At 63.0% G+C, this 23,120-nt stretch carries 20 protein-coding genes; 3 read left to right on the top strand and 17 right to left on the bottom strand.

Features of this window, described 5'->3' with window-relative positions; genetic code table 11:
* Positions 1 to 10: 10 nt before the first annotated feature.
* The 6 genes from VOM14_RS28510 to VOM14_RS28485 form a co-directional block, all read right to left on the bottom strand.
* Entirely contained in the window at positions 11 to 754 is a 744-nt protein-coding gene (locus tag VOM14_RS28510) for an SDR family oxidoreductase (protein ID WP_327632063.1), read from the bottom strand.
* 40 nt (positions 755 to 794) lie between these two features.
* A complete protein-coding gene (locus VOM14_RS28505) occupies positions 795 to 1,625 on the bottom strand; it encodes an amidohydrolase family protein (protein ID WP_327632062.1) in 831 nt (276 codons plus the stop codon).
* 7 nt (positions 1,626 to 1,632) lie between these two features.
* A complete protein-coding gene (locus tag VOM14_RS28500; RefSeq protein WP_327632061.1) occupies positions 1,633 to 2,685 on the bottom strand; it encodes an aldo/keto reductase in 1,053 nt (350 codons plus the stop codon).
* Positions 2,686 to 2,747: 62 nt separating this feature from the next.
* Positions 2,748 to 4,070: a UxaA family hydrolase gene (locus VOM14_RS28495; protein WP_327632060.1), complete on the bottom strand. Its 1,323-nt coding sequence runs from the start codon at positions 4,068 to 4,070 to the stop codon at positions 2,748 to 2,750.
* A gap of 42 nt (positions 4,071 to 4,112) precedes the next feature.
* Positions 4,113 to 4,424: a UxaA family hydrolase gene (locus VOM14_RS28490; protein WP_327632104.1), complete on the bottom strand. Its 312-nt coding sequence runs from the start codon at positions 4,422 to 4,424 to the stop codon at positions 4,113 to 4,115.
* A gap of 14 nt (positions 4,425 to 4,438) precedes the next feature.
* The gene (locus VOM14_RS28485; RefSeq protein ID WP_327632059.1) at positions 4,439 to 4,609 is read right to left on the bottom strand and encodes a hypothetical protein; all 171 of its coding nucleotides are present in this window, start codon (positions 4,607 to 4,609) and stop codon (positions 4,439 to 4,441) included.
* Positions 4,610 to 4,827: 218 nt separating this feature from the next.
* Here VOM14_RS28485 and VOM14_RS28480 point away from each other — a divergent pair, with 218 nt between their 5' ends.
* Complete coding sequence (locus VOM14_RS28480; protein ID WP_327632058.1) at positions 4,828 to 5,616, top strand: IclR family transcriptional regulator; 789 nt, start codon at positions 4,828 to 4,830, stop codon at positions 5,614 to 5,616.
* 107 nt (positions 5,617 to 5,723) lie between these two features.
* Positions 5,724 to 6,269 (top strand): hypothetical protein, encoded by a 546-nt coding sequence (locus VOM14_RS28475; RefSeq protein WP_327632057.1) that lies wholly within the window; start codon positions 5,724 to 5,726, stop codon positions 6,267 to 6,269.
* A 97-nt stretch (positions 6,270 to 6,366) separates the two neighbouring features.
* Here VOM14_RS28475 and VOM14_RS28470 read toward each other — a convergent pair whose 3' ends face one another.
* Both VOM14_RS28470 and VOM14_RS28465 read right to left on the bottom strand, forming a co-directional pair.
* On the bottom strand, positions 6,367 to 7,215 hold the full coding sequence (locus VOM14_RS28470; RefSeq protein WP_327632103.1) for a ShlB/FhaC/HecB family hemolysin secretion/activation protein: 849 nt from the start codon (positions 7,213 to 7,215) through the stop codon (positions 6,367 to 6,369).
* A 101-nt stretch (positions 7,216 to 7,316) separates the two neighbouring features.
* Positions 7,317 to 9,875, bottom strand: coding sequence for a bifunctional acetate--CoA ligase family protein/GNAT family N-acetyltransferase (locus VOM14_RS28465; RefSeq protein ID WP_327632056.1), 2,559 nt, complete (start codon positions 9,873 to 9,875; stop codon positions 7,317 to 7,319).
* 270 nt (positions 9,876 to 10,145) lie between these two features.
* Here VOM14_RS28465 and VOM14_RS28460 point away from each other — a divergent pair, with 270 nt between their 5' ends.
* The gene (locus VOM14_RS28460) at positions 10,146 to 11,015 is read left to right on the top strand and encodes a LysR substrate-binding domain-containing protein (RefSeq protein ID WP_327632055.1); all 870 of its coding nucleotides are present in this window, start codon (positions 10,146 to 10,148) and stop codon (positions 11,013 to 11,015) included.
* Between the two features lie 126 nt (positions 11,016 to 11,141).
* On the opposite strand, the gene VOM14_RS28455 is transcribed toward VOM14_RS28460, so the two are convergent.
* From VOM14_RS28455 to VOM14_RS28415, 9 genes are all read right to left on the bottom strand, one after another.
* Entirely contained in the window at positions 11,142 to 12,743 is a 1,602-nt protein-coding gene (locus VOM14_RS28455; protein ID WP_327632054.1) for a peptide chain release factor 3, read from the bottom strand.
* Between the two features lie 323 nt (positions 12,744 to 13,066).
* Positions 13,067 to 13,729 carry a fimbrial protein gene (locus tag VOM14_RS28450; protein ID WP_327632053.1) on the bottom strand — a complete coding sequence of 221 codons (663 nt, stop codon included), beginning with the start codon at positions 13,727 to 13,729 and terminating at the stop codon, positions 13,067 to 13,069.
* A 388-nt stretch (positions 13,730 to 14,117) separates the two neighbouring features.
* On the bottom strand, positions 14,118 to 14,378 hold the full coding sequence (locus VOM14_RS28445) for a hypothetical protein (RefSeq protein WP_327632052.1): 261 nt from the start codon (positions 14,376 to 14,378) through the stop codon (positions 14,118 to 14,120).
* Between the two features lie 252 nt (positions 14,379 to 14,630).
* Positions 14,631 to 17,270 (bottom strand): fimbria/pilus outer membrane usher protein, encoded by a 2,640-nt coding sequence (locus VOM14_RS28440; protein WP_327632051.1) that lies wholly within the window; start codon positions 17,268 to 17,270, stop codon positions 14,631 to 14,633.
* 144 nt (positions 17,271 to 17,414) lie between these two features.
* The gene (locus tag VOM14_RS28435; protein ID WP_327632102.1) at positions 17,415 to 18,158 is read right to left on the bottom strand and encodes a fimbria/pilus periplasmic chaperone; all 744 of its coding nucleotides are present in this window, start codon (positions 18,156 to 18,158) and stop codon (positions 17,415 to 17,417) included.
* A 77-nt stretch (positions 18,159 to 18,235) separates the two neighbouring features.
* Positions 18,236 to 18,796: a fimbrial protein gene (locus VOM14_RS28430; RefSeq protein ID WP_327632050.1), complete on the bottom strand. Its 561-nt coding sequence runs from the start codon at positions 18,794 to 18,796 to the stop codon at positions 18,236 to 18,238.
* 256 nt (positions 18,797 to 19,052) lie between these two features.
* Entirely contained in the window at positions 19,053 to 20,435 is a 1,383-nt protein-coding gene (locus VOM14_RS28425) for an MFS transporter (protein ID WP_327632049.1), read from the bottom strand.
* Positions 20,436 to 20,584: 149 nt separating this feature from the next.
* Positions 20,585 to 22,036, bottom strand: a complete 1,452-nt coding sequence (locus VOM14_RS28420) for an NAD-dependent succinate-semialdehyde dehydrogenase (protein WP_327632048.1) — start codon at positions 22,034 to 22,036, stop codon at positions 20,585 to 20,587.
* The gene (locus VOM14_RS28415; protein ID WP_327632047.1) at positions 22,033 to 23,070 is read right to left on the bottom strand and encodes an aldo/keto reductase; all 1,038 of its coding nucleotides are present in this window, start codon (positions 23,068 to 23,070) and stop codon (positions 22,033 to 22,035) included. Before VOM14_RS28415 ends, VOM14_RS28420 begins: the two co-directional genes overlap by 4 nt.
* Between the last annotated feature and the right edge of the window lie 50 nt (positions 23,071 to 23,120).

Raw genomic sequence — 23,120 nt, 5'->3', positions numbered from 1 at the left:
CTTGCATCGGTCAATTCGACCAGCCGCCGTCGATCACATGCGCGCAACCGGTGGTGAACGACGATTCGTCGGATGCGAGATACAGGGCGAGCGCGGCAATCTCCTCCGGCTTGCCGATGCGGCCCATCGGCTGACGCGCGACAAACGCCGCCTGCACGGTTTCGAGCGTCGCGCCTTGCGCCGCGGCCTGAGCGACGATCCGCTCTTCGAGCGACGGCGACGACACCGTGCCCGGACAGATCGCGTTACAGCGTACACCACGCGCGACGAAATCCGCGGCCACCGACTTGGTCAGCCCGATCACCGCCGCCTTCGACGCGCTGTACGCGAAGCGGTTCGGCACGCCCTTCACGCTCGACGCCGCCGACGACATATTGATGATCGAGCCGCCGCCGCGCGCGAGCATCGCCGGCAGGAACGCGCGGATCATCCGGTACATCGCCTTCGCGTTCAGGTCGAACGCGAAATCCCAATCTTCCTCGCTGCATTCCAGAATCGAGCCCGCATGCACAAAGCCCGCGCAGTTGAACAGCACGTCGATCGGGCCGAGTTCCTCGGCGAGCGCCTTGATCGCGGCATTGTCGCGCACGTCGAGCTTGCGCGCCTCGACCGGCTTGTCTGCGAGGCCGTCGATGCGAATGTCGGTGGCGATCACGCGCGCGCCTTCGCGTGCGAACAGTTCGGCGGTCGCGAGGCCGATGCCCTGCCCCGCCGCGGTAATCAATGCTGTCTTGCCGGCCAGTCTTTGTGTCATCTACGACTCCAGTTGAATGGGCTTATTTGTCTCTATCACGTCACAGCCGATAAAACGTGGCGGCATTGCCGCCGAAAACCGCTTCGCGCTCCGCGTCGGTGAGCGACGCAAGCAGCGTGTTCGCCACCGAATGCCACAGCAGATAATCGCCGTTCAGTTCGAGCACCGGCCAGTCGCTACCCCACATCAGCCGCGCGGGACCGAACGTGTTCAGCAGATGCTCGACGTAAGGCCGCAACGTCTCCTCCGTCCAGCCAGACGAGGCTTCGGTCGCGAGACCCGACAGCTTGCAATGCACGCCCGGCAATCTCGCCAGCCGCGCGATCGCCTCGGCCCAGCTCCGCCAGCCCGCCTGACCGTAGCGAATCGGCGGCTTCGCGCCGTGGTCGATCACGATGCGCAGCGCGGGAAAACGCCGCGCGAACGTTTCCATGTGCTCGACGTGCCGCGCGTAGATCAGCGCGTCGAATGCGAGGTCGTGCGCGACCAGCGCCTCGACTGCCGGCGCGAGGTCCGGATTCGCGATCCACGTGTCGTCGGGCAGGTCTTGCAGCATCGGCCGCACGCCTTTGAACTTCGGCTCCTGCGCGAGCGCGCGGATCAATGCCGGCGCCGTGGGCAAGAGCAGCGGCACCCAGCCGACCAGGCCCGCGACAGACGGCTCATCGCGCGCGACGTTCAGCAGATAACGCGTTTCGTCGATGGTCGGCGCCGCCTGCACGACGACCGTTTTCTCGATGCCCGCTTTATCCCGCAGAGGTTTCAGATCCGCTGGGCCGAATGGCCGGTACAGAATCTTGAGCTCCGGCGTGAGCCATTCGTAATCGCCGCGAGCGGGGTCCCAGTAATGCTGGTGAGCATCGATATGCATCTTCAGATCAGTCCTCAGGCGCGGGCGCGCGGCTGTCGAGCAAACCCTTCTCGCGCAACGCGGACCACAAGCCCGCGGGGATAGGCTGCTCGAACGACGCGGCGTTCTCGCACAATTCGTCGACACTGCGCGCGCCGGTCAGCACGGTGGCGACCGCCGGATGCGCATACGGAAACTGCAAGGCGGCGGCGGCGAGCGGCACGCCGTAATCGCGGCACACCGCCTCCAGCCGCGCAACGCGCTCGATGACTTCGCGCGGCGCCTCGCCGTAGTTAAATTTCAGATCGCCTTCGACGCCGCGCGCCAGGATGCCCGAGTTGAACGCGCCGCCCAACAGGATGCTGACGCCGCGCTGCACGCATGCCGGCAGGAGGTCGTCGAGAGTCGTCTGTTCGAGGAGCGTATAACGGCCTGCAAGCAACGCGCAATCGATATCGAACTCGGCCATCGCGTCGAGGATGACCGCGCCTTCGTTGACGCCGAGCCCCACGGCCTTGATTGCGCCCGCCGAGCGCAGATCGTCCAGCGCGCGAAAGCCGCCGCCTTCGGTCAGTTGCCGCCAGTAGTGAGGATTGTTCTCGCCGTGCGTCACGCGGCCAATGTCGTGAACCAGCAGAATGTCGATCTCGACGATACCGAGGCGCTGCTGGCTGTCTTCGAACGAACGCAGAATGCCGTCGTGCGTGTAGTCGTAAATCGCCTCGAAGGGCAGCGGGTTTTGCCAGCCTTCCTTGTCCTCGAAGGGCGTGGTGCGCGGCACGAAACGGCGGCCCACTTTGGTCGACAGCACATACTCGCCGCGCGGATAGCGGCGCAGTGCATCGCCCAGACGATGCTCCGCTTTGGTGTTGCCGTAGTGCGGCGCGGTGTCGAAATAGCGGACGCCCGCGTCCCATGCGGCGGCGACGGTGGCATGCGCTTCTTCGTCGGACAGATCGCGATACAGGCCGCCGAGCGGCGCCGTGCCGAGGCTCAGCCCGGTGACTTCCAGCGAATCGCGGCCCGCGCCGCGGCCAATGCGGCGGCGCTGCCGGATCTTCGAACCGTTCGTTGCGGTCATTGACGCGTCTCCTGCCAGTCACTGCTGTCGGACAATCTTTCTATCACATCGCAAACCGGCGCTCAGTGCGGCTCGACCGCCATCGCGCGCAGCGGCGGCGCGGCGCGCGACGGCAGGCACGCGGGCCCGACCGGCTCGAAGCTCTTGTACGTCAGAATGAATTCCTGATGACCCAACATCTCGGACTTCGACGCCGTGCCTTGCGACACGGCCAACGTTTGTTCGAATACTTCGCGGCCCACTTCGTCGAGCGTGCCGCGGCCTTCGAGAATGCGGCCCGCGTCCACGTCCATGTCGCCGGCGAGATTGCGATACGTGGCCGGATTCGCGCACACCTTGATGACCGGCGAGATCGCCGAGCCGACCACGGAACCGCGTCCGGTCGTGAACAGAATCACATGCGCGCCGCACGCAATCAGCTCGCCGATTTCCGCGTTGTCGCTAATGTTCGGAAAGCCGAAACGCGGTTCGCCGTCGGGCACGACATCGAGCAGATACAGACCGCCGGCCGGCGGAATATCGCCCGGCTTGATGATGCCCGCAATGGGCGACGCGCCGCTTTTCGCGTAGGCGCCTAGCGATTTTTCTTCTTGCGTGGTGAGGCCGCCGTCCGCATTGCCGACCGCAAAACTGCCGTGGCCGAGAATCGAGTAATAGCGAGCAGCCTTCGCAACGCACTCGACAATCGCATCGCCGAGTTCCGGCCGCGCCGCGCGCGTCTTCATGTGAAACTCGCAGCCCACGAGTTCGCCGGTTTCCTCGAAGAGGCAGGTCGCGCCCGCGTCGATCAGATGATCGAAGGCGCGGCCCACCGCCGGATTCGCCGTGATGCCGCTCGTGCCGTCCGAGCCGCCGCAAATCGTGCCGATCACCAGCTCGCTCAGCGCCATCGGCACTTTCTGTTGCGCGGCCAATTGCTCGCGCGCGCCGCGAACCCAATCCACGCCATATTGAATCGTGCTGCGCGTGCCGCCCTTTTCCTGGATCGTCAGCACTTCGACGGGCCGGCCGCTTGCGCGCACGACATCGGCGAGATAGTGCTTGTTCATGCTCTCGCATCCCAGCGAGACGAGCAGCACCGCGCCGACGTTCGGATGCGTGGCGAGCCGCTCCAGCATCTTCTCGGCGTATTCGTTCGGATAGCAGCCGGGAAAGCCGATCAGGTGCACCGGCGGCTCGCGCCCGTCGGCCGGGTCGCCGGGGTCGCCGAACGCGTCGAGCGGCTCGCGAAACTGCGTGACGATCTCGCGCGCCACGTGATGCGCACATTCGACCAGGTACGCCACCGCGACCACATTGCGGATGCCTTTACGGCCGTCGCCGCGCGGGTAGCCTTGCAGCATCGGCAGCTCTGTGTCGGCAGTTGCTACGGGAGTGTCAGTCATGATCGTTCCAGAGCGGCGCGAGGCCGCGTCGTTGTGCGCAAATCAGTGATGGACGAATTGATGACCCGCGTCGTGCGTGTAAGTCGGCAGGTAATCGCTTTCGAGGTTGTGCGTATGCAGATGCGCGCCGCGCCGCACCGGCTGCGTCACGTGGCCGATCACCGCGCCGTAGCGCAGCACCTTCTCGCCATTCGCGAGTTCGTGGCGCGCCACCTTGTGACCGAGTTCGATGGTTTGCGTGAGCGTGACGCATTCGCCCTCTATGTCGAGTTGCGTGCCCGCGTCGAGACGCGCCGCCGCGATCAGGCAGTTGTCGGCGGGACTGAGCAGGATCAGACGCGGATCGGTTGGCATGGTGAGGCCGCTGGTCAAATGATTTCTCCGTGAGGCCGTGGCGTGAGCACGGCATGGGCGCTGCATCGGTTCTGGTCTTCGCCGCTTGCGAGGTGCGACATGGTCTGCACGACCGTGCGCGACTTCACGTGATCGCCGATGTACTTGCACGCCTTCTCGCCTTGCGTGGTTGTCGGCGCGCACAATCATGGCGATTCTGCTTTCTCTGCACTTTTGTCGCGTATTGGCGTCCGCTCATTCACCAATGAACGTATTATTCATATACGGACTTTTTGAAGTCAAGGAATGCGCGCCGCATGGAGCGTCCGTGTTTTCCCTGGACGCGCCGGCTCGCACTAGACCGGCTGCGCCACTTACACTCAAGCGCCACATATTGAGAAACAGCTCACGGAATTCGCTCACGATGGACGCAGAAGACAAAGACGATGCCGACCGTTACCGCGCGCCCGCACTCGACAAAGGCCTCGACATCCTCGAACTGCTCGCCGAGCAGAAAGAAGGACTGACGCGCGCCGAAATCACCAAGCTGCTCGGGCGCAACGCGAGCGAGATGTACCGGATGCTCGAACGGCTCGTCGCGCGGCAATACGTGGTGCGCTCGAAGGGCGGCGACCGTTATTCGTTGAGTCTGAAGTTGTATGCGCTCGCGCATCGTCATCCGCCGATGAACCGGCTCATCGCCGAAGCGTTGCCGCTCATGCAACGTTTCGCCGATACTGCCGAGCAATCGTGTCATCTTGCCGTGTACGACCGCGGCAATCTGCTCGTGATCGCACAAGTGGACGGACCGGGCACGTGGGGCATGTCGGTGCGGCTCGGTTCGCGAGTCGGTCTGATCGACACCGGGTCCGGCCGCGTGATGCTCGCGTTTCAAAGCATCGAGCAGCGCGCGCAGATGCTTGCCGAGCACACCAAGGTCAAGGGCGAGGTAACGATTGATCGCGACGCGCTCGAACAGGTGTGCGAGCGGATTCGCGCGGCAGGTTTTTCGCAGAAGGACAGCCAGCAGACGTTCGGCGTGACCGACCTCACGTTTCCGGTTCAGGGACCGTCGGGCCACGCGATCGCGGCGCTCACGTGCCCGTATTTGCGGCGTATCGACGAATACGTCGCGCCGACGCTCGAAGCGGCGACCGCGCTGCTGCGCGACACGGTCGAGGCGCTTTCGATGTTTCGCGAGACAGCGGTGTGATTCAAAGTGGGGTGTGAAGCGGGCCGCTCGCGCACATGGTTTAGAATGGCGGCCCTCTCAAAAAACCACGCCGCATGACATCATTCGTGCGCGCTCATCGACAAGCAATGGCGAAACTTCTGTCCGATTCCGAATTCCAGCGTTTTTCCGAACTTCAGCAGAAGCAGTCGAGCTTCACGATCACACCGGATGAAGCCGACGAACTGCGCGACATCGTCGCTCATGCGCAGAAGCGCCGCGACGACCGCGCGGCGGCGATGCAAAGCATCGAAAACTACATTCAGCAATTCGACATCAGCCCCGACGAACTCTTTTCGCAGGAGCAAATTGGCGAAGCGGCGCGTACCTATGGCCTGATTCCGGCGGCCAAGAAGGAGCGTGTGCTGCCGCCGCAATTCACCTTCAACGGCAAGCCGTATCAATGGACGACGCGCGCGCTGCCGGACGAGATTCGCGTGCCGCTGTTCGACGCGTTCAAGGCGGGCGAATCGGTGAAGTCGTTTATCGCGACGCCGAAGGACGCGAACCGTTGCGCGGCAACGATTGCGCGTCTGGAGCGCGAGACCGGCGCGGTGTATGCGGATGCGTGGCTGGAAGAGTTGGCGGTGACGCGCGCACAGGTCGAGGCCGCAGCGGAGAAGTTGGCCGCGTGAAGTAAAAACGCCGGCGAACAATGAACTACTGGAGATGCCGCCTTCGAGATAGTCGAATGATTTGCGGCCGGACCACGACATGTACTCTCAATAGATTTTAAAACGTGGTGGATACCGTGACCCACGTCTGCTGACGAGCCGTGTGCGCCGGAGCATGCCCGGCTCGCATTGCATAGCTTAGTTGCGCGGACACACGCTTGCCGCTGTAACTTGCGCCAATCCCGTAACCCTGCAGTCTGACGCTGCCGCCTGGTATCGGGCCGTCTCCGCGCGTTCTCCCTCGTGCATCGTCGTAGAAAATCTGCATGGATGCGCCGGGCAAACTGCTCAAAGACTTGCTTGCGGCGACGGAAAGAATGATTCCGTCGTCAACCGACGCCGCGTTCTGATCATAAGCGCGTACCGCCGATGGACCACCGAGTCCGAGCCGCTCCGAACTATCGAGACCGCGGCTCGCCCATTGACCGCACATCTGAACGGACGCTCGAATGGTCGGTGTGATGGCCTGCACGTAAGCGAGCGACGGCTCAGCCTTGTAGAAGTCGAACCGTCGCCCGTTCAACGTGGGAACGCTGCCCGAGTAGTCGAATTCATTCTGCTTCGACGTGCCGCGACTCACCACCGCGCCGTATTGAATAACGTTTCGGCGCTCGTTGATTTGTCCTGGCACGATGCCGTCGGCACGCACCGAGGCGACGACGCTGCGCTCGCCGGTGCGAAGAATGTCGTCGAACTTGTCGTCGCTGGACCGTTTGAAGTTGGGACTGGCGCCCAAGTCGAGATTGACGGTGCCTGAGCGAATCACGGGGCTCACCCCGTAAATGCTGACCACGTTGGCCGAGCCCGTGCCCAAACCCGCGAAGGCTTCGCCAAGTTTGTAGTCCACATGCGAGTACGCGATACCGGCGCGACTCGCGCCTAAACCCGTGAGGATGTCGTAGGACACACGCCCCAAGCGGGTATCTCCGTCTTCGCCCGCTTTGGTCTGCATGAAGCGCGGCCCGCTCGAAGAACGTGTGGAAACGTCTGAACACAGGGCTGCTTTCTTCATCGGACAGACGGCCCTTTGCACTCGCCAGGCTCATCCAGTGCCATCCGAAACCCCACCACTGCCGGATCTTCTGTCGGCACAATCGTGAAGCCACTCGATCTGGCGAGCGCGATCATCGCCGTGTTCTCACGCAGCGCCTCGCCGGTCAGCCAATGCGTGCCACGCGCTCGCGCATATCGGATGATCCGGTCGGTCAGCAACTGCCCGAGCCGCCGGCCCTTCTGATCCGAGCGCACGGCAACCGCGAACTCCGCCGTTTCGTTGTCCGGGTCCGCGACCGCGCGCACCACGCCAAGTGTGCGCGACACGCCATTCTCGTCCTGCACGGCTGCGATCAGCGCCATTTCGCGGTCATAGTCGATCTGCGTCATCCGCGCGAGCTGCGAGTGGTCGAAGCTGCCCACCGCGCCGAAGAAGCGCAAGCGCAGATCCTCGGGTGTCATGGCCTCGGCGAAGTCGTGATGCGCGGCCTCGTCTTCCGGGCGAATCGGTCGCACGGTCACGCGCAGCCCTTGCCAGTCGAGCGTCTCTTCGAAACGGCGCGGATACGGCACGATGGCCAGACGGCTGCGCGTCGGTGCGATGCCGACGACCGCGTCAAGCACCGCGACGTGGTCGCGGTACACGTTGAGCGTCAATGACAGCCCGACGATTTCCTTCACGTCGCACACCGCCTGCGACAGCGCCGTGAGCGCGGCCAGCACCGGCTCGGGCGCGACGAGCCGCGCGTACGGCGAACGCGTCACGATGTCGCGCGCGAGAACCGGGTTCAGCGGCGGCAGGCCGTACACGCGCAACGGCTCGGAGACGCCGTCCGCGGATGGCGCCGTGAAGCGGAACACAGGGCCAAAATTATCGTCGTCGTGAAGAGCGACCGCGATACCGACGATAGGCCTGGCCGATGACGTAGTGCCCGCTTCGGCGCCCGCATCCATGCAACCGGATCGCGGCGGCGGCGCCTGACGCTCCGCTTCCGAAGCGAACGCGCTTTCTTGCTGCCCTCGCGTTTTTTCCGCGCTCGGGCGTCCCGCCAGCGCACCCGCCTGGGCGGCTTCGCACGTCGCGGCCTCCTGCGCGCCGCCCGCTTCGCCCTCGACCTGAAGTCCAAACCGAGTCAGCAGGCGGGCCGCCGCTTCGCCGGTTAGCTGGTGCTCACCTGCGGCCAACGCCGCGCGCGCCTGCGCCTGTGCGGCGTCGATTGCATCGGGGATCTCAGCCGGCAAGCTCTCCGGCGTCTGCATCAGCAATTCGCGCCCCATCCGGTAATCGACGAGACGCGCAAATGCGCGCGCGAGCCGCTGCGGCGTCGTGTGAACCGGAATGCCTTGCGCGTGCAAGGCGTCGCGCGTGGCGGCATCCACGCCGCCGAAGAAGCACGCGAGCAAGCCGCGATACGCGAACCGCTGGTTCGCGATCAGCGCCTGCGCGACCTCGCCGACCGGCGCGCCATGCGTGGACGCGTGGACCACGAACGCCGTGCCGGTGCCGCGATGTTCGGCGAGCAGCCTGAGCGCCGTGCCGAAGTGCTCGGGACGCGCGTCGTCGCCGAGTCGCAGCGGATTGCCGCCGACCGCGTGCGGCAGCGCTTGCCGCAACGCCTCCGACGCCTCGTCAGGCCACACCGCGAGCGTATCGCCGGCCGCCGCGAAGGCGTCGCACGCGAGCGTCGCGAGGCCGCTGTCGCTTGTGATGAGCGTCGCCGTCGCGCCCGCTGCCACGCGGCCCACGCCGAGCGTCTCGATTTCGTCGAGCAGGTCGTCGAGCGCGTCGACGCGCACCATGCCCGCGCGGCGGAACGCGGCGGTGTAAAGCGCGTCGGCGGGATCGGCGCGGCCCGAGCGCAGCGCGAGCACCGGCTTGTTGCGCGCCGCCGCGCGAGCCGCCGACATGAACTTGCGCGCCGCCCGCACGCTGTCGAGTTCGAGCAGGATCGCGCGCGTGCCGGGGTCGCTCGCGAGATAGTCGAGCACGTCGCCCGCATCGACGTCGGCCTCGCCGCCCAGCGCGACCGCGTGCGAAAAGCCGAGCCCGCGCGCGTGCGCCCAGCCGAGCACCGCGTTGGTCAGCGCGTTCGACTGCGACACCCACGCGACGCCGCCCGCCTTCACCGTGCACGACGGCGCGCCGAGATGCGCGCGCAGCGCCGGCGACACGACGCCGAGACTGCCCGGCCCGACAATGCGCAACAGATGCGGCCGCGCCGCCGAGAGCGCGTGCCGCAACGCGAGCCGGTCGTGTTCCGAGCGCGTCTCGCCGACGATGATCGCCGCGCGCGTCCCCAGCCCGCCGAGCTTGTGAATGATGGAAGGCCAGGTGTCGGGCGGCGTGCAGATCAGCGCGACGCTCGGCGCTTGCGGCAAGTCGCCGGCATCGCCGATCACCGTGTGCCCGCTCAGCGTGCGGTACTTGGGATTGACCGGCCACAGCGGGCCGTCGAAGCCGCCTTCCAGCAGGCGCGACCACACCATCGCGCCGGTGCTGCCCGGCCGCTCGGAGGCGCCGATCACAGCGACGGATTTCGGTCGAAACAACGCGTCGAGATTGCGAACGGTCACAGGCACTCCGCGAATGAAGGGGCGCGCCGCTCGGACGTGCACGCGCGCATCTTCGTCAGGATAGGCGAAGTGCGGCCATCGCGCGGTGCGGCGCGTGGCGGGCATGCGCGCGGCGCGTCTCGCCCCACACTGGATCCGGGCCACCGCGCGCCGGGATTTTTTTAGCGCGCTTAGGCAAAAACGACGCGCTTCGATGCGACAATTGCAGGCGCTTTGCGCGCGGCGCGAAACCGCCCTGCCCCGGACGATCAAAGAAACAGAAGGTGATGTATGCGACGCTTGCCCTCGCTGATCGCGTTGCGCTTTTTCGAAGAGACCGCGCGCCACATGAGCTTCAACCGTGCGGCGAGCGCGCTGTGCGTGACGCAAGGCGCCGTCAGCCGGCAAATCAAGCTGCTGGAGGAATCGCTCGGCGCGAAGCTTTTCGAGCGTGATCACAAAGGCATTCGCCTGACGGCAGCCGGGCTGCAATTTCTGCCTTGTCTGTCAGACGCGTTCGACACGATCGAGCGCGGCTTCCGTCAGATCACTGCCGCAAAAGGCCGCCGCCGACTCGTGGTGGCCGTGCCGCCGACTTTCGCGACGCAATGGTTCTCGCCGCGGCTCGGTTCGCTGGCGGACGAAATGCCCGACGTCGAACTGTCGATCCGCACCGAGCCGACCGGGGACTGCCATTGCACCATTCGCTTTGGCCGGCACGCGCTGCCGGCCGGGCATTCCGAACTGCTGATCACCGAGCGCCACGCGCTCGTCGGCGCGCCGAAGCTGCTCGGCGAACCGCTCGACAGGCTGCTCGAACATCTGCCCGCGCTTCATGTGCTGCACAACGACGCGCGGCTCGACCTCTGGCCGAACTGGCTCGCCACGGCGGGCCTGCCCGCGCGCTATGCGGAAAACGGCATCGAATTTTCGACGCTCGAACAGGCGATTCGCGCGGCGCGCAAGGGCGCGGGACTGGCCATCGTCGACCGGAACATGATTGTCGAGGAACTGGCGGACGGCAGCCTCGCACAATTTTCGGACGTCGAGGTGGCCGGTCCGTTCGGCTATTGGCTCGACGTCGCGCCGTCGCACGCAGGCCTGGAGTATGTGCAGGCGTTCGCGGGCTGGCTGCGCGAGGAAGTGCTGAAGATGAACTGAACGCCGCTGCGCGCCTGCTCGCGAGCCGCGCCACAACGAAAAAGCCGCGTGCATGACACGCGGCTTTTTGTCGATTTCAGCGGACACCTCGAGCCAAACGCGCTCGCGGGTTTCTGGCCTCGCGGCTTACATCGCCTTCTTGAACGGCGCGCCCGAATGCTCGCGCAACTCGTTGAACACGATTTTCGGCCACGCCTTTTGCGCGACTTCGATCTCGGACACGTGCGAGGCGAGATAGGTGGGCGCGTCGGAGGCGTCGAGCGCGATGCGCGCGGCGTAGGAATCGGTGAAGCGGCGCAGTTCGGCGGCGTCATCACACGTCACCCAGCGGGACATGCGATAACGCGCGGGCGCCATGCGCACATCGACCTTGTATTCGGTCGACAGACGGTGCGACACCACTTCGAATTGGAGTTGGCCGACCGCGCCGAGAATCATCAAGCCGCCCACTTCCGGACGGAACACCTGAATCGCGCCTTCTTCGCCGAGCTGCTTGAGCGCCTCGCCAAGCTGTTTGGCGCGCATCGGATCGACCACTTCGACGGTCTGAAAAATTTCCGGCGCGAAGAACGGCAGGCCGACGAACTGCAGCGCTTCGCCTTCGGTCAGCGTATCGCCGAGACTCAGCGTGCCATGATTCGGAATACCGATGATGTCGCCCGGATACGCCTCGCTCACGGTCTCGCGGCGCTGCGACAGGAACGTCACCACGTTATTGGCGCGGAACGTCTTGTTCGAACGCGTCACCTTCACCGCCATGCCGCGCTCGAAACGCCCCGAACAGACGCGGATGAACGCCACGCGGTCGCGGTGCGCGAGGTCCATGTTCGCCTGAACCTTGAACACGACGCCGGTGAACTTCGGCTCGTCGGGCAGCACCGGACGCTGCACCGTCATGCGCATGGACGGCGGCGGCGCCAGATCGACCAGCGCGTCGAGAATTTCCTTCACGCCGAAGTTATTGATCGCCGAGCCGAACAGCACGGGCGACTGCTGGCCGGCGAGGAACTGCTCGCGGTCGAAGTCGGGCGTCGCGCCGGTGATCAGGTCGATTTCTTCCTTCGCGCGGACCCAGCTATGGCCGAAGCGGCGCTCGCCTTCCTCATCGCTCAGGCCCTGCACCGTTTCCACCGCGCCGCCGGCCGTGTCCTGGCCCGCGCGGAACACGCGAACCTGATCGCGCTGGATGTCGTAGACGCCCTGGAATTCCTTGCCCATGCCGATCGGCCACGTGAACGGCACCGCCGCCACGCCCAGATGCTGCTCGATTTCGTCGAGCAGTTCGAGCGGCTCGCGCACTTCGCGGTCGAGCTTGTTGATGAACGTGACGATCGGCGTCTTGCGGCTGCGGCAGACTTCGAGCAGCTTCAGCGTTTGCGCTTCGACGCCGTTCGCGCCGTCGATCACCATCACGGCGGCGTCGACCGCGGTGAGCACGCGATAGGTGTCTTCGGAAAAGTCTTCGTGACCCGGTGTGTCGAGCAGATTGATGACGGCGTCGCCGTACTCGAACTGCATCACCGAGCTGGCGACGGAAATGCCCCGCTGCTTTTCGATCTCCATCCAGTCGGACGTGGCGTAGCGGTTGCTCTTGCGGCCCTTCACGGTGCCGGCGATCTGAATCGCGCCCGAAAACAGCAGCAACTTTTCGGTCAGCGTGGTTTTACCCGCGTCCGGGTGGGAAATGACCGCAAAAGTGCGGCGGCGTTTGAGTTCGGAGACTGACATCGGGTCTGGCGGTCACGGATAGGGGTTCGGCGGTCTTCGGAGGCGGCTGGCCTCCGGGCTGCCACGCGTGGCGCGGCGGCGTCGAGCTGCGGGACTCGGGCCGGGAGCCCGCATCACTATGGCAACCGGGCCGCGTCGGAAACAGGTCGGGAACGAGCGTTCGACAATGCGGATAATCGCCAGCGCAGAACAGCGCAGGGAACGAATGATACACGTCATGGCCACGACCTGTGGGAAAGCACCAAACGCATGTGAGGGCAGAGCGGCAGTCGAGTCGCTGCAAGCCTTGGCGAGTTGCCTCCAACAGAGTGGCGCAGCCCCCGCTATTGATAACTCATTGTGAAGATGGTTGACGCATTGACCGACCCAGATGTCACCGGAGCCGAGCCCAGCCGCCAATATTGCGCGAAAAAATTGAAAGTTGGATTGGCCACGGTGCCGGATGTCAGTTGGAGTGGATCTCCCAAAGTGATCGGCGCCCCGGAAGCATTCAACAGTTGCACACCGACCCCTGTTGCCGTTCCACCTGAAGCCAGCACCGAGGCAATGCCCGAATTGCCCGTAGCCGAAACAAATGTGACAGCCACGCCTACATTGGCATCGCAGATCAGCGCAATTGAAAACGGCGTTTTCGCCGCGACGGAGCCTGAACCAGGAAACATTGAGGGGTTCACCGTTGCCATTGGAATGGTTTGATTCGCACTTAGCGACGAGACCGAGCAGGTAACTTGCCGCACGGGAGTGCCACTGGCTATGCTCAACGTATTGCTCGAGTTATTCAGAGGTACGCCGGTATTGAGTACTCCGCTGTAGTAAATACCTCCACTGGCTGTAGGCTGGATGGTTCCCCCCGAAATCGTGCCCGTTTTGACGAGTTCAATGGTACCGGCGACATTGAAACTCCCGTCCGCACCGGTGTTGCCGAGCGACGAGGTCGTGCCACACGCGCCCGTTCCTGTAAGTGGCGTGCCGCTGGCGTTACGCATTCGCATCCCGACGCCAGGCAAACCCGCACTGTAGACATCGACTGTCCCGCTCACCAACGTGTTTTGCCCAGGCGGACAAACAACAATGGGTTGGTTCCAGGTATTTGAACCGGCACATTTTCCGCTGAGCGTGAAGGACTGGACAGTGCCAGGGATGATGGCGCCGATTGGCAGTGAAGCGGAAGCGGCTATCGACCCGAATGTAAACGTTTTAGGCAACGCTGCCGTGGGGCAGTCCGCTCTAGCCGACGCGGACCAACCACTCGCCAGCATGACAAGGACAAGCGATCGCAAGAACCAACGCCTTATCGCTACGAAATTGATCATCATATTCACATTTTATTTGTCGTTAGCGACTCCAACGGCGGCAAGCGAGGTCGCATGGACCTTACCCGTTGGTGGTACCCGCCGCGTTGCGAATCCGAAAGCGCACTCCCGCGCCCATCCCTACAGTCGTACAGGCATCGCTGTAACCGGCGACGGCGGAAAAGGAGGAGGAAAGCAAAGTCAAATACCAGTTTTCTCCGGGATTCATTGTGCAATTGTGAATATTCACCGACATCGGCAACGGCGCCGAGCAGTCGTTATAGCGGGCTGCCGCAGCATTGCATATGCATGCGAGCACGACGAACGCCACAAACTTTTTCATCCACGATAAAACTCTGAACATTTGCCTATCTCTTCACGCAGACAGCATGGGATTTTCCACCGGCAACGCGCTGGCGCGGTTAAGCATTAAGTGACTCGGCACCCGCCTGCGGGCTTTCGGTTGTGTCAAATCAGAAATCGGGCCACGGAAAACTTCCGGGCGAATCTGGAGCCCGCGCGCGCCATGCAAGAGGAAATGGCGTCGCTCATCACGTTGCATTGCGCAATTCTGAACCTGTTCATCTCTTCGTCCTTACTTCGTTATCGCGGACATACTTGCCGTGCCGGCCGTCTGGATCGGCGCAATGTCGCTCACGCAGTGCGCCTGCATCGAGGTATATGCACCGCCGCCACTGTCCGCTCTTTTCGGCAGCCTATAGTCGATGCGACACTCCGCCGCCGCATCGGAACCCCACTTGACCCGCAGCGTCCCCAAGTCATCCAGCCCGCGTGCGAAAATCCGGCTGTCCTGCGCGACCACCCCGACATTGCGTCCACTTCCATCGATGACATCCGCACCGAACGGCAGCGGCTTGTCGCCCAATTGCGGCGCGCGAATCAGCGCCGCGCGTCCATTGACCGTCTTGTACCTGATCATCACGACCGAACCGAGGCGCGGAACCGCCTGCTCGGAGGTCGATTGAAACTCCACGTCGGTCGATGTTCCTTTCGGGTCGATGTCGACCGTGTTCACGCCATACGGCGTCAAATACGGCACCACTGCATAGCCACGGCTGTTCACCTTCACACCCGGCGCGCTGATTACATTTGCGCCCGCCGCGCCCGGCGCCTCGACGATGCCGAAGGTGTCGCCGACCGTCTGCGAGAAAATCATGCCGCCCGAATGTGCGACGACCGACCCGCTGATACCGGCCGACACCTGGCTCGAACCTGTGCCCGTGCTCGCCGCGCCGGTCAACTGCGCATACGGCGCGCGATAAGTACCGCTCACGCCCGCTGTCGCCATGCTGTGGCCGTTGCCGGCGCCGTACGAACCGTACGCGTTGTACGAATACTGGTTGCTTTCGCCGAGTGAGCCGCCCAGGTTCATCTGCGCGTTCGTGCTTCCGCCGGAACTGGAGAGGTTGGTCGACATCAGCGGAGAATGCTGGCTATGGCCGAGCGGAAGCGTCGTGCTCAGCATCACCTGATTGGACATCGAGCCGTCCGCGCCTCGCATGCGGCCTGCGCTAATGCTGTACGTGCCGTATTTGAAGCTGTTGCTGTAACCAGCCTGGTAAAACACATCGTTGCCGCTGCGATTCCAGTATTGCTGGGCGGAAGCGTTTAAAAACACCGTGCCGTGTTCCTTGAAGTTCTGGTTGAGCGTCACCTGGAAACGGTTGCGTTCCCGATAGACAGAATTCGGATCGCCACCTCGCATGGCGAGATCGCGCACGGTCGCGGCATCCGACAGATTCATATAGCCCGCCGTCGAATAGCGATACGCGGCGACTGCAATGTTTGTGTCGGTTGGGTCGATAAATTTGCTGTAGCCGATGCGCCAGCTCGTGCCGCGAGATGTGCCCTGATTCGGCACCTGCGTCTGCGCGGCAGTCACGTCTGCCGAGAATGCGCCCAGCGTCGTATTCAACGCGGCGCCGAAGTCCGCAGTGATATAGCCGTTGGCGACTCCGGCGCCGCCGTAGGCAGTCACCAGGTTCGTCAGGCCGCGTTGCACGGTGAACTGCGTGAATTTCGGCTTCGTGTCGAGCGTGGAGGTCCGAAGCTCTCCTGCAGTAACCGAAAAACGGGTGGTGCCCGGACGCAGCGACTGGGCGACGCAAGCGTAGGGCACCGAGAACGTCTTCGTGCGGCCATCGGCTTCGGTGATGGTCACGTCGAGGTTGCCGCCATAGCCGGTCGCATACAGGTCGGTGATTTCGAATGGCCCCGGCGACACGTTGGTTTCGTAAATGACCTGTCCGTTCTGCCGGACGGTCACGCGCGCGTTCGATTCAGCCGTACCTCGCACCACCGGCGCATAGCCTCGCAGCGACTCGGGCAGCATGCGGTCGTCGGTGGCGAGTTGGGCGCCGCGGAACGGCACGCTGTCGAACACATCGCCGGTCGTATAGCCATCGCCGAGTGTCACTTGCGACTTCAGCGCGGTGATGTCGTGCTGAACGTAGCTCGCAATGTTGTCGAAATGAGAGCCCTGGCTTTGCTGCGATACCGACGATTGGTGACGGAAATGCCACGCGCCCAGGTTCACGCCCGCATTCAATCCCAGATAGTTCTGATGCGATTCAACGCCCCGAGCGAAGCTCTGATACGTGTTTGCGTTATAGCTCACGAAACCCGCATTGACGCCCTCTTGCCACATCTCCGGCGGCACGTAACCGCGCGCCGCGTTTTTCAGATACTTTTGCGGCACGCTGAGGGAAATCTTTTGCTCTTCAAAGTCGAAGTCTGCTGTAGCGTCGGGAATCGCCGATGCAACGTCGATGCATCGCGCCGGCTCCACGGTCGTTTGTGGTCCGCCGTTAGCGGCAATCTTCGAAAAATCGATCCCAAGTGTCTCCAACATCGCACGACTAAAACACGGACGCGCGCCATTCGCGCCCGCGGCGGCGACGAAGCGCACATCGTGACGCGCCACACGAATGCCGTTAAGAACCACATCGACGGAATACACGCCTTCCGAAACCGGGTTGCCTCGTGCGAAACGCGAGACGTCCACTGTCTCTTTGGAATCGGTCCGCAGAAAAGTCGTGTCGAATTCCACTGCGGCGTCGGCGCCCGACATTTCCGTTGCCTGCGCGCTTGTCTGCTGGACTGCGCCCAATACCGCAAATGCCAGCATGACAATCGTGGCGGCCGGAGTCAGCCGGATTGCACCGGAGACTTCCGAGGTGCGTGCAGACAGCTTGTGACGGAGTCGGACGTTCATGTTCTGACTGATTTGCGATGTGCCCGAAACAGGCATGCGTCATCCCTGTGCGTTGCCTATGCAACGCACGTGCTGGACTTGAGTGGACTTGACTGGACTTGACTGAGGGCGGAGTTGTCCCGCCAGACTGACCAATGCCGGCGCTTATTGACCTAGCGCGGCATCTCCATTGATAGGACCGCCGTAGTCATTGATTGCGGTGTAGTGGACCTTCGAACCCGCGACGACCTTGTTCATCTTCGGAATCGACAAGACCAACGACCCATGCGGCGCAACCATGCCGCCTTGCTCATTCCTGAAGGAACGCCCGCCGCTTTCGACCTCGACCTCACTGAAAGAGACGTAGTACGGCGTCGGATTGGAAACGCTCACGGCCTCGCCTTTGCCATCCGGCGACGCAGCCATTTTCCATGTCAGTTGCGCGGGCGCATCTTCAGGTTTGCCGGGGAGCTTGCCCGGACGCGCGAACACCTTGATGCGCGTGCGATAAGCCAGTTTCAGCGTATTGACGCCCGCCGAGTCAGCGGCCTTCGGCGGAATATCCAGCACGTTCAACCAATAAACCGACTCGCGGTCCTGAGGCAACGCTTCGCCCGCGTACATGACCCGCAGCATTTGAGCCTTTTTCGGGTCCATGCGGAAAATCGGCGGCGTAATGACGAAAGGCACTTTCACCTCGCTCGGCTTGGCGTTCGCGTCACCGTCGTCGATCCACACTTGCACGAGCGAAGGCGCGTTGCTGTCGTTGTCCAGCTTGACCGTGACTTCACGCTCCTCGAGCGGATACACCACGCGCGTTCCACCGATCGTCACGCTTGCATGTGCGCCGCCAGCCAGCAATGCACATGCAAGACCGATTGCCGTCGTCATTTCCTTGAGCAGCTTCATCACGAATCCCTTCCGGACAACCTGAGAAAAATGCGTGGATAAAGGCCCACGCGGTTGCGAACGCCTCGGGCCTTCACTTATTGATACTGCATCGTGTATTGGACCGACGTGTTGACCGTGCCGGCTTGTGCAGCGCCAGTCGCGTAGTACTGTGCGAAGTACTGCAGGGTTGCCGCGCCGCCGGTTATCGTCGCGGCGTTCGTGGCAAGCTGGTTGTTCGAATTCGTCGTGACGTTGATCGGTTGCATCTGTGCGTTCAGAAGACGAATTTCGACGTTGCCTGCCGTCCCGCCGCTATTCTTCAGATAGCCGTTCGACTGGTCGACCGTGGGGCCGTTTTCGAAATGAGCAATCGCCTTGGTAGCCGCGCCGCTGCAACCCGTCAGGCTCAGTTGCAGGTCGGTCGGGCTGGAAGTGCCGGCAACGGCGCCCGCCGCCGCAAGAGAACCGGTAGGGACCGGTGCAAGCGTGACCGACTTATCCGCCGATGTGCCCGATGCCGTGCCGTTGATCGAACAGGTTGTGTCCGAAACCGTGCCGATGAAAGTGATGGTGCCGTCCGCTGCATGTGCGCCAAGCGACGCAAGAGCCATCACGCCGCCACTGGCGATCGCGATTGCGGAAAGAATTGATTTCATGGTTTTGTTCCTGCTATTAGAAATTAAGGGGATTGCCTCGAATGCTCGAACCTCCCCGTGACTTTCGGAGCGTTATGGCGCGTCGCCCAAGCACAAATCCATGTTATTGATTTTGGAATATGAAATATCTAAGATCATTCCTATTTTGAATATATCGCCATCAGATTAATTTTGAAGCATCTGAACCCGTCTGAATAAAAACGCAAAACCCGCTACCTCGTTTCCGAGGTAGCGGGTTTTTTAAAGTACAGCTTGACTAGCCGCCGCTTGCTTCGTTCAGCGTCAAATGCTTCGTTTCGGGCGCCCACGCGATTGACACGATCATGCCTACCAGCAGCACCGCTGCGAGCACCATCATGGTGACGTGAAAGCCGAAGCTCACAATGCCGAGCGGCAGCATAAACGTGCCGACTGCCGAACCGAGACGGCTGCACGCAATCGCGAGGCCGACGCCGCACGCGCGGACTTCGGTGGGAAAGCACTCGGGCGGAAACACGCCGACGAGGTTCGAGAAGGCCGACATCGTCAGCGTGAAAATCCCGAACGCGACGATCATGGCGAGCGTCGCCGACTCCGGCAGCAGGCTCAACGCAATCAGCGACACGCAGGTCACCGCGAAAGACCCGATCAAAAACTGACGACGCGGCAATTTAATCGTGAGCCAGATGCCGATCAACGCGCCCAGCACGAGAAAGCCGTTCAGCAGAAAATCCGCGCCTGAATCGTTGTTCAAATGAATCGCCTTCAGGATGGTCGGCAAGAACGTGTAGATCGCGAAATACGGAATGACTAGGCACACGAAAAACGCGCAGTTAAAAATAGTCCGGCGGATCAGGTCTTTCTCGAATAGACGCATGAAGCCGCCTGCCGTTTGCGCGTGTTCGTCGTACGCGCCGTCGAGCGTGACGTTTTCGCCGAAGTGCTTGACGACGACCGCCTTCGCTTCCGCGACCCGGCCCTTGCCGAGCAGCCACCGCGGCGACTCCGGCGTGCCCATCCGCAGCACAAGGACGACCGCCGCCGGCACGCCCGCCGACGCAAGCAGCCAGCGCCACGCGTCGGGCGCGGCATCGGCGTAATGCATGCCGAGCACGTTCGCGACCACATAGCCGATCGTCCATACGACGCTGAACGAGCCGAGCAATGTCCCGCGATGTTTGCGCGGCGAGAATTCCGCGAGGATCGCGTGACCCACGGCGAAATCGCCGCCCATGCCGAAGCCGATCAGCACGCGCAGCAGGCACAATTCGAAAGGCGAGCGCACATAGAATTGCGCAAACGCCGCGACGGTGATGATGAGGAAGCTCGTCAGAAAAATCTTTTGCCGGCCGAGCCGATCCGACAGCCAGCCGAACACGAGGCTGCCGAGAAAAATGCCCATTAGCGCGGAACTGCCGATCATGCCCATCCAGAAAGCGTCGAGCGGCATTTGACGATTCATCGCGGCGAGCGCGTAGCCGATGGTGCCGAGCGCGAATCCTTCTGTGAAATGCGCACCGAAAGTGAGCCCGGCGATCTTGACGTGGAACGCGTTGATCGGGACGTCGTCGATAGGAACGGGGCCGTGCGCGGGTGGCGAGGCGGCTGCGAAAGTTGGAGTGATGTTTAAGGTACTTACCTGGATATCCTGATTATTCATGTTGTCTCCCATGCAAAGCTGTCGACTGGCGCTGGCGCTTTAGCTGTCGGCCAGAGTTGGCGCTTTAGCGCTTACTCTGGGCCCATGCAAAGCACTTACTCTGGGCCCATGCAAAAGCACTTACTCTGGGCCCATGCAAAAGCACTTATTCACGCCCCACCACTCGCCTCCAGGCCGCCCATCATCAGATACTTCATTTCCATGTACTCCTCGATTCCATACTTCGACCCTTCACGCCCAAGACCCGACTGCTTGACACCGCCAAAGGGCGCGACCTCGGTAGACAAAATTCCTTCGTTGATACCCACCATGCCGCTTTCCAGCACCTCGCCGACACGCCACGCGCGCGCCAGATCGCGCGTGTAGAAATACGCCGACAACCCGAACGGCGTCGCGTTGGCAGCGGCAACCGCTTCCTCTTCGGTCTTGAAGCGAAAGCACGCGGCCACCGGTCCGAAGGTCTCTTCGTGCGCGATCAGCATGGAACTCGATGCATCGGCGAGAACCGTCGGCTCATAAAAAGTGCCGCCCAGCGAATGCGGCTTTGCGCCGGTCAACACCTTGGCGCCCTTTTGCAAAGCATCGGCGACGTGCGTTTCGACTTTCTTCAACGCGGCCTGATTGATGAGCGGACCTTGTTCGACATCGCCTTGCAACGCGTCGCCCACGCGCATCTTGCGCACCGCCTGCGCGAGCGCCGCCGTGAACGCCTCGTAAATGCCGTCCTGCACGTAGAAGCGATTGACGCACACGCACGTCTGCCCAGTGTTGCGAAACTTTGAGGCCATCGCGCCCTGCACGGCGGCGTCGAGGTCGGCGTCGTCGAATACGATGAACGGCGCATTGCCGCCGAGTTCGAGCGAGAGCTTCTTCAACGTATCCGCCGACTGCTTCGCGAGCAGCTTGCCGACTCGCGTGGAGCCGGTGAACGAAAGCTTGCGTACGACGTCGGATTCAGTCAGCGCGCCGCCAATCGCAACCGCATCGCCGGAAACGATGTTGAACACGCCCGCCGGAATGCCGGCCTTGCCGGCGAGCACGGCCAGCGCAAACGCTGACAACGGCGTTTCCTCCGATGGCTTCAGCACCATCGTGCAACCGGCCGCGAGCGCGGGCCCGGCCTTGCGCGTGATCATCGCGAGCGGGAAATTCCATGGCGTGATGGCCGCGACCACGCCGACCGGTTCGCGCGTCACGATGATTCGCGCATGCGGATTCGGGCTCGGAATCACGTCGCCATATGCGCGCTTCGCCTCCTCGGCGAACCATTCGAAAAAGCTCGCCGCGTAGCCCACTTCGCCGCGCGCTTCGGCAAGCGGCTTGCCTTGTTCGAGCGTCAACAGTTCGGCGAGCGCTTCGCGATGTTCGAGCATCAACTCGCCCCAACGCTTCACGCGCGCGCCGCGCTCTTTCGCCGTCAATGATCGCCAGGCGGGCAACGCGCGTTCGGCGGCGGCGATGGCTTCCTTTGTTTCGGCCGCGCCGCCCCTGGCGACTTGCGCGATCACTTCGCCCGTCGCGGGATTGAGCACGGGATACGTGCCCGCGCTTTCGTACCATTCGCCGCCGATGTAATGCCCGCTCCGCAGAAATTCGTTCATGCGGCTTTCTCCAGATGATCGACGAACGCGCCTTGCGCCAGTCGCGGCTCGCGGTCGATGCGCTTGCCCGCCGTGTAGTCGTTGATCAGGTCGCACGGCGTGTAGTTGCGTTCAAGCTCGAACAGCTCTTCGTCGGAAAGCGTCGTGCCGAGCGCGGCGACCGCGCTGTCGAACTGCGCCGGCGTGTCCGCGCCGACCAGCATGCTCGCCACGCCCGCATGCCGGAGCACCCACGCCTGCGCGATCTGCGCGGCCGACACGCCGCGTCGCGCGGCCACGCGCGCGACCGACGCCGCGATCTCGCGCGACACCGCATCGCCGTACATTTGCGAGGTGAAGAAGTCGGTCTGATTGCGCGTCGAATGAGCGTCGCTCGTGAGCAACCCGCGCGCGAGCGGACTGAACACCGACACGCCGACGCCCTGATCCTGGCAGTACGGAATCATTTCGCGCGCTTCCTCGCGATACGCGAGATTCAGCTGCAACTGCATGTTGACCGGCTTATGCCAGCCGTTGCGTTCGCAGACCTGCATGATCTTCGCGAACTGCCACGTGTACATGGTCGATACGCCGATATAGCGCGCCTTGCCCGCGCGCACGATGTCGTTCAGCGCGCTCATCGTTTCTTCGACCGGCGTATTCACGTCGAAGAAATGCAGCATGTAGAGATCGACATAGTCCATGCCGAGGCGCGTGAGCGACGCGTCGATGCCGTCCATGATGTGCTTGCGCGAATGGCCGCCCGCGTTCTGATACGCGCCCATGTCGTAGCCGACTTTCGTGGTCACCACGATTTCCTCGCGGCGCGCGAGGCGCTTCAGAATGCGGCCCACCACTTCTTCGCCGACGCCCGTCGAATAGAAATCGGCGAGGTCGATAAAATTCACGCCCGCCTCCAGCGCATGACGCACGATCGGCTCGCTGCGCGCTTCGTCGAAAATCCAGGGTTTCCATTGCGGCGTGCCCATATTCATCGTGCCGAGGCACAGACGCGAAACCTTCAGGCCGGATTGGCCGAGGCGAATGTATTCCATGAAACCTGTCTCCTTGCAGACCGGATTTCGCTGCGTGCGGTGAAGGCCGC

Origin of the sequence: Paraburkholderia sp. MPAMCS5, from assembly GCF_036016995.1 — a bacterium.
GTDB lineage: Bacteria > Pseudomonadota > Gammaproteobacteria > Burkholderiales > Burkholderiaceae > Paraburkholderia.
Note: the sequence above shows the minus strand (reverse complement) of the source record. Positions and strands in the feature narration are given on the sequence as shown.

Excerpts from the sequence above, each read along its gene's own strand:
- VOM14_RS28510 (WP_327632063.1), bottom strand. The coding sequence starts at position 754 with ATGACACAAAGACTGGCCGGCAAGACAGCATTGATTACCGCGGCGGGG.
- VOM14_RS28505 (WP_327632062.1), bottom strand. The coding sequence starts at position 1,625 with ATGCATATCGATGCTCACCAGCATTACTGGGACCCCGCTCGCGGCGAT.
- VOM14_RS28500 (WP_327632061.1), bottom strand. The coding sequence starts at position 2,685 with ATGACCGCAACGAACGGTTCGAAGATCCGGCAGCGCCGCCGCATTGGC.
- VOM14_RS28495 (WP_327632060.1), bottom strand. The coding sequence starts at position 4,070 with ATGACTGACACTCCCGTAGCAACTGCCGACACAGAGCTGCCGATGCTG.
- VOM14_RS28490 (WP_327632104.1), bottom strand. The coding sequence starts at position 4,424 with ATGCCAACCGATCCGCGTCTGATCCTGCTCAGTCCCGCCGACAACTGC.
- VOM14_RS28480 (WP_327632058.1), top strand. The coding sequence starts at position 4,828 with ATGGACGCAGAAGACAAAGACGATGCCGACCGTTACCGCGCGCCCGCA.
- VOM14_RS28475 (WP_327632057.1), top strand. The coding sequence starts at position 5,724 with ATGGCGAAACTTCTGTCCGATTCCGAATTCCAGCGTTTTTCCGAACTT.
- VOM14_RS28460 (WP_327632055.1), top strand. The coding sequence starts at position 10,146 with ATGCGACGCTTGCCCTCGCTGATCGCGTTGCGCTTTTTCGAAGAGACC.
- VOM14_RS28455 (WP_327632054.1), bottom strand. The coding sequence starts at position 12,743 with ATGTCAGTCTCCGAACTCAAACGCCGCCGCACTTTTGCGGTCATTTCC.
- VOM14_RS28450 (WP_327632053.1), bottom strand. The coding sequence starts at position 13,729 with ATGCGTAACGCCAGCGGCACGCCACTTACAGGAACGGGCGCGTGTGGC.
- VOM14_RS28445 (WP_327632052.1), bottom strand. The coding sequence starts at position 14,378 with ATGAAAAAGTTTGTGGCGTTCGTCGTGCTCGCATGCATATGCAATGCT.
- VOM14_RS28440 (WP_327632051.1), bottom strand. The coding sequence starts at position 17,270 with ATGAACGTCCGACTCCGTCACAAGCTGTCTGCACGCACCTCGGAAGTC.
- VOM14_RS28435 (WP_327632102.1), bottom strand. The coding sequence starts at position 18,158 with ATGAAGCTGCTCAAGGAAATGACGACGGCAATCGGTCTTGCATGTGCA.
- VOM14_RS28430 (WP_327632050.1), bottom strand. The coding sequence starts at position 18,796 with ATGAAATCAATTCTTTCCGCAATCGCGATCGCCAGTGGCGGCGTGATG.
- VOM14_RS28425 (WP_327632049.1), bottom strand. The coding sequence starts at position 20,435 with ATGAATAATCAGGATATCCAGGTAAGTACCTTAAACATCACTCCAACT.
- VOM14_RS28420 (WP_327632048.1), bottom strand. The coding sequence starts at position 22,036 with ATGAACGAATTTCTGCGGAGCGGGCATTACATCGGCGGCGAATGGTAC.
- VOM14_RS28415 (WP_327632047.1), bottom strand. The coding sequence starts at position 23,070 with ATGGAATACATTCGCCTCGGCCAATCCGGCCTGAAGGTTTCGCGTCTG.